General features: G+C 67.8%; 5 protein-coding genes. All 5 read left to right on the top strand.

The window, feature by feature from the left end:
- Positions 1-138 precede the first annotated feature (138 nt).
- The 5 genes from K7711_RS46800 to K7711_RS46780 all read left to right on the top strand — a co-directional run bounded on the left by K7711_RS46800 (position 139) and on the right by K7711_RS46780 (position 5,471).
- Complete coding sequence (locus tag K7711_RS46800) at positions 139-771, top strand: hypothetical protein (RefSeq protein ID WP_222979610.1); 633 nt, start codon at positions 139-141, stop codon at positions 769-771.
- Positions 772-844: 73 nt separating this feature from the next.
- Entirely contained in the window at positions 845-1,078 is a 234-nt protein-coding gene (locus tag K7711_RS46795) for a hypothetical protein (RefSeq protein WP_222979608.1), read from the top strand.
- Between the two features lie 109 nt (positions 1,079-1,187).
- The gene (locus K7711_RS46790) at positions 1,188-2,954 is read left to right on the top strand and encodes a ParB/RepB/Spo0J family partition protein (protein ID WP_222979606.1); all 1,767 of its coding nucleotides are present in this window, start codon (positions 1,188-1,190) and stop codon (positions 2,952-2,954) included.
- A gap of 136 nt (positions 2,955-3,090) precedes the next feature.
- The gene (locus K7711_RS46785) at positions 3,091-3,648 is read left to right on the top strand and encodes a single-stranded DNA-binding protein (RefSeq protein WP_222979604.1); all 558 of its coding nucleotides are present in this window, start codon (positions 3,091-3,093) and stop codon (positions 3,646-3,648) included.
- Positions 3,649-4,061: 413 nt separating this feature from the next.
- Positions 4,062-5,471, top strand: coding sequence for a hypothetical protein (locus K7711_RS46780; protein ID WP_222979602.1), 1,410 nt, complete (start codon positions 4,062-4,064; stop codon positions 5,469-5,471).
- The last annotated feature ends 246 nt before the right edge of the window (positions 5,472-5,717 follow it).

Genomic DNA, 5,717 nt, shown 5'->3' with positions numbered 1-5,717 from the left:
CCCCGCCATGCACACGATGTGCTGTGGACCGTGGCCTGACACGACCTGCTACAGGTCTCGATGAGAGCTGGTGCGCCACACAGCATCCCCGGTACAGCGCTCACTGGACTCACCCGGTTCGTCTCGAACTAGGTCGGTGTGCGCAATCGCGCTGTCGACCATTGTCACTGTCCGGCAGCGCTCCTCACCACGCCGAACAACCTGTGCGCTGATCGCCGCAAGGAGCTCGATGAAAGGAGCAACAGAGAAATGGGACAGGCATTTTTTGCGGTGTTCCTCGCTGAGGACAGCGACCAGATCGCGGCCTACGCGGATCCATACGACTACAACGCCTACTGGAAACTTCGCGAACACGGCTACGTCGGCAGCTCGTTCACTCTCGCCGTGGAACGGACCTTGTTCACACCGAGGAGGTTGGTGTGGGCTGGCGATTACGCCGATCCCGAGCCGGGCACGGAACCGCCAGCCAACCTCTTCGCCCGCTGCGAATCAGCACCGGTAATGCCCGACCCCGACCCCGGCACAACCGGCCGATATGTGATCAACCACGACAAACGCTGTTACATCAACAAGTACGTCAGCCCCGCTAACGAGTTCGGATATCGAACTCACCCACTGGTCGCTTTCACCGCAGAGGGGTGCGGGCGCGGCCTGGGCGACTTCGTCCCCGACCATCCGCTCATCGGGACATGGGCACGCGATCACATCAGTGTCTCGGACATTGCGCCCGATGACTTCCGCGAACTCATGTTCATGCTCGAGTTCCCCTGACCCGAACTCCCGCCGAGGGCCGGTTGCATCCCCGGCCTTGCTCGTACCTCGAATCATTCCAGGAGGTTGTTTCATGCCAGCATCCATCGTGTCGGCCATCTCTCGGGCCCAGTTCGAGCAGCTCGCACACCGCGGGTTGGCCGGAGAAGTTCCAGAGCTGAAAACTTCGGTCGCATCCGAACAGTGGCAGTCCGAACATCCGGACTGGCGTGGCCGGCACTGGGCCTACACCGAAGACGAGGCCGGTGTGCTGCGCCTGCACCCGCTCAACATCGCCCGGGCCACCCGCCAGCCGCGCGCCGCCTGACTGTTCGACGGCGCATCGCACCACCTCTCATTGTCTGTCCCCCCTCTCGTGGGCGGGGTCACCCCGATCGCGGGTGGCCCCGCCATTGTCATGTTCAGGAGGCATCCTCGTGTCATCACCCCAAACCCTCACCAGCACCGCAGTTCTGGACCCGGATCCCGGTTCCGACGCGGACCCCGCTCCAGCGGTCATCATCGGGCCGGACATCGCCCCGGTCGCCGACATCGACTCGGCCGGGCCAGACCAGAGTGCCGAGCGGCCGCCGAATGCGTGGGCCGATTTTCTGCCCCCGCAGGATCTGGTGATCGCGGAGAATGTGCGCAAACAGTTCGACCTCGCGGATCATCCCGAGTTGCTGGCCTCGATCAAGGAATTCGGCGTCGAAACCCCCGTCCTGGTGGAGCGCCAGCCTGATGGCTCGCACCATGCCATCGACGGACAATTGCGGGTCCTGGGGGCCGTCGAGGTGGGCACCGAGACCGTGCCGGTGTGGGTGACCGACGCGGACCCGAGCATCCCGGAGAACGAGCGGCGGATCCGGACCACGTTGAAGCAGATGAACGTCAATCATCGGCGGGTGCCGATGACCGAGGCCGACGATGCCGCCGGCATCGCGTTGATGCTCGATCTGGGGGCCTCGGTCACCCGGATCGCGGACGGGCTGCAACGCACACGTTCTCAGGTCAAGAAGCAAGCTGTCGTCGGGGCTTCCCCGACGGCGAAGGGTCTGGCCGATGCGGGGACGTTCACCCTCGACCAGCTCGCGGTGATCGCCGAGTACGAGCGTCTCGGTGATACGAATGCGGTCGAGCGGCTTGCCGCGGCTCCTCGATACGACTTCGACTTCCGTGCCCGCAAGATCGCCCACGACCGGACCGAGGCCCGCGCGCGTCTGCACGCCTCACTGTTGTACGCGGCGCTGGGCTTGGGTGTCCTGACCACCGAACCCGACACCATCGACACCGACGCGCGGTTCCTGCCCGTCGAGACACTCGAGACCATGGCCGCAGAACCAATTGGCGAGGAGCTGATCCGCGCCGACGCGGCCCGGTGGGTGGTGTGGGTCGATGTCGAGCAGGGGGCAGACCTTGTCGTGCGAGAGACCGGTGAACTGCTCGATCCCGAGCTCGTGGACTGGGACACCCGCGGCGACAGCACACGCGAACCGGCCACCGGGCTCCTGCACGCCGACACGGTCGAGCGCCGCGACCGCTGGGCCCCGTCCTACTATCTGCTGGGCGAGCAGTTGCCCGAGTCCGGGCTACGGGTCCGCCCCGTCGATATCCCGGACGCTCAGAGCGGTGCGGGCGAACAGGATTCGGGCGAGGGCATCTCCCCAGCCGAGCGGACTCGCCAAGCCGCAGCGGCTGCGGCGGCCGAGCGGGAGTTGGCCCGGCTCGAGCGTCGGCGGGTGCGTGAGCTCAACAAGCAGGCCCTGGCCGCGGCCGAGCGCCGCGAGGAGTTCCTGACCCGGTTGTTGCGCCGGTCCAAGCCGCCGACCGGGGCCGCGGCGTTCGTCGCCCAATCGCTGGTGGGATATCCGGATCTGCTCGACTCCGCGAGAGCGGCTCTCAAAGCACGCGAGTTGCTCGGCACGTCGGACTCAGCGCGTGAGCTGTCCACCGCGGCCGGGGCGATGACTCCGCAGCGGGCGCAGGTGATCACTCTCGCGCTGGTCCTGGCCGCGTTCGAATCGCAGATCGACAAATCGTTCTGGCGCACCAGCTACGGGCGTCATCCGCGGTATCTGATGTTCCTGGCCGACGTCGCTCCACAGCTCCCTACAGCCGATGACCAGGAACCGTGGACGCTCACCGACGTCGAACGCGCCGCGGCCGGGCTCATCGACTACCGCGACATCGACCTGGACGTCTAAACCCCGCCGGGATCGCTCCCCTCTGCGCGAGTGTGCCGCCGACCCGTTCCCCACGGCGCGGCGGCGCATTCGTAGTGCTCACGAAACCCGAAGCCGCAAACCAACACTCACTGACTGCAAGGGAAGGACGCTGCTCATGGCTCAGGACACCACACTCACCATCACCGGCAACCTCACCGCCGACCCGGAACTCACCTTCACTCCTCGCGGGGATGCGGTAATGAACTTCACCGTCGCCTCCACGCCACGCTACTTCGACCGGGCCACAAACGAATGGCGTGACGGTGACCCGTTGTTCCTGCGGTGCAGTGTGTGGAGGCAAGCCGCGGAGAACGCCGCGGAGTCGTTGACCCGTGGCTCGCGGGTCAGTGTCAGTGGCCGTCTCAAGCAGCGCACCTTCACCACCCGCGAAGGCGACACACGCACCGTCATCGAACTCGAGGTCGACGAACTCGCAGCCTCGCTGCGGTACGCCACCGCGAAAATCACCCGCAACGCCCCCGCCTACTCCAGCAACACCGGCTCCCGACAGCGAACCACACCCAACAGCAACGGATTCGGCCGACCCGGCACCACCGACACAGAACCAGCCACCGAGGCAACCACCGCCCACAACGATCCGTGGACCGAACCCGCCCTGGCCGGAGCCGGGGCCGCAGGGTTCGCGGGCTCGGGTGCGGACCCCGGCTTCTGAACCCGAGCCCCGACCCGGTTCTGTTCTCCCGCACCCCGTTCCGATGCTTCGGCACCGGGACGGGGTGTCCCGGTTTGTGGCGGGGGTGGGATGCCCGTCTGGTCCGCACGACCAGCCACTCCGAGGGCTACCAACTCACCCCACGCCACGCCCACCAGGCCCGCGCCCGGCACAACCGAATCCCCGGCGCGGCGTCTCATCCGCGACACCCGGATCAGAGGTGTCAGCGCGGGATTCGGTTGCGCACGCCCCGGCGCGTTCCCGGCCGGCGCGTCGCGGCGTGACCCGGTCTCACCGCCCTCGGCTGGTCGCACGGACCAGCCGACCATCCCGCATGTCTCGGGGGCTTCGCGCTCACCCGGGGCCGCGGAGGTGGTCTCTTCGACTCACTCACCAGAACAGGACCCTTCGACATGAGCGACACCACCACATTCCTCGACACGATCAGCGACCTGCACGTGAAGTTCGACACCGACCGGCGCGCCGCGCGCGCCGCCGCGGCCACAGCACTCGATACCGCCGGGCCCGAGGACCGTGAGTTCCTCGACGAGCTGGTCAGTACCTTCACCGCCCACCCGTATCCGAAAGCGATGCAACTGCTCGAGACCCGCTACGAGAACGAGCCACACAACCGCGAACGGCTCGCGGTCCTCACCCCCGAGAGCGACCCACGCCTGTACGAGCGCGACCACGCCACCCGCGCCGCGGTACTAGCCACACACAGCACCGCGGCACCCGCCACGGCGACCGCGCAGCTCGCGGCCGCGGAGATGCCACGTCAGTCGATCCGGATGTGGCGCAATCCTCCCGCCCGGCTCTTCGCCGCCCCGAACCGCGCGACCGACACCTCCCGCTACGCTCCCGAGAACATCGCGCGCCGGGTCCAAGCCCGCGCCAAGCGCCGCCCCGTAGTGCAGTGGGAGCCCGACGTCGTGCGCACCTACGTCGCCGAGAACCTCTACGTCGACACCATGGCACGCGAGATCGCCGACGCCCACGCCGCCGACGAACGCCGCGCCGCCCGCGGCCTGCTCCCCCGCCCCGAACAGCCCGCCACACCTCGTACCCTGCCCCAAGTCGATGCCGACCAGGCCCGCGAGATGTGGGATCACCAGTTCGTGGAGTACGTCGCCGAACAGCGTCACCACGCGGTCGCGCTCGCGGGCACACGGCCCGTCTCCGAACAGACCGCCCTGGCCCATGCCAGCGAGCGCACCACCCTGCGCGGAGACCGCCGCCCGGCAATCCCGTTCGGCGGCAACGCCCTGGACTACGACCACGAAGCCCTGCACCCGGTCACCGGCTGGCGATGCACCTCCTGCGGCATCGAACGCTCGATCGCCGACCAACACCCCGTCCACACCCACCATGGGAAACGCCGCAGCGATGATGGCTTGTGCGACATGTGCCGCACCGACCCCACCCTCGCGCGCCTGCCCGAACTTCCCCCCGGGTTCACCGCCGCCGACCTCGCCCACACCTACTGCCGGTTCCTCACCGACACCCAGCCCAACGCCGTGCACGCGGTTCTGGCCGAGGTCCGCACCCGCGCACCCCAGTGGCTGATCGACATCCTCGACTACTACCTCCCCGCACCGGCCGCCCCCGCTAACACCGATCCCGAACCGTCGCCGCAGCCGACCGCGATCAACACCCACCCCACTCACTCGCGAGGTCCCGTGCCCGGGGCCGGGCAACACCGCGCCCGCTGCGACGGCTGCACCCGCATCCGCCCCGTCAGCGACCTCGACGGGTACTGCACCGAATGCCGAGTCTGGCTCGGCCTCATCACCATTCCCACCCGCCAACGCACCGCCGCCTGAGCCACGAGAGAACCTCCCTGCTCCGGTCCGCCGCGGTGATCACCTCCCGCGGCGGACCGGCCACGACCGGCAAACCACCACCGAACACCCCACACTCACCTACCGATCACCCCACACATCTCCTCACCCAACTCCCCTCTTCTCACCTCCATCCCCGCCCCTCCCCACCTCACCTGCCCTTCCACCACCTCTCTCCTCACCTCCGCATCCCTCCTCACTCATTCACAACAAGCAGACCTCTTGCAT

The sequence above is a fragment of the Nocardia coffeae genome (assembly GCF_019890715.1).
Taxonomy (GTDB): domain Bacteria; phylum Actinomycetota; class Actinomycetes; order Mycobacteriales; family Mycobacteriaceae; genus Nocardia; species Nocardia jiangxiensis.
Note: the sequence above shows the minus strand (reverse complement) of the source record. Positions and strands in the feature narration are given on the sequence as shown.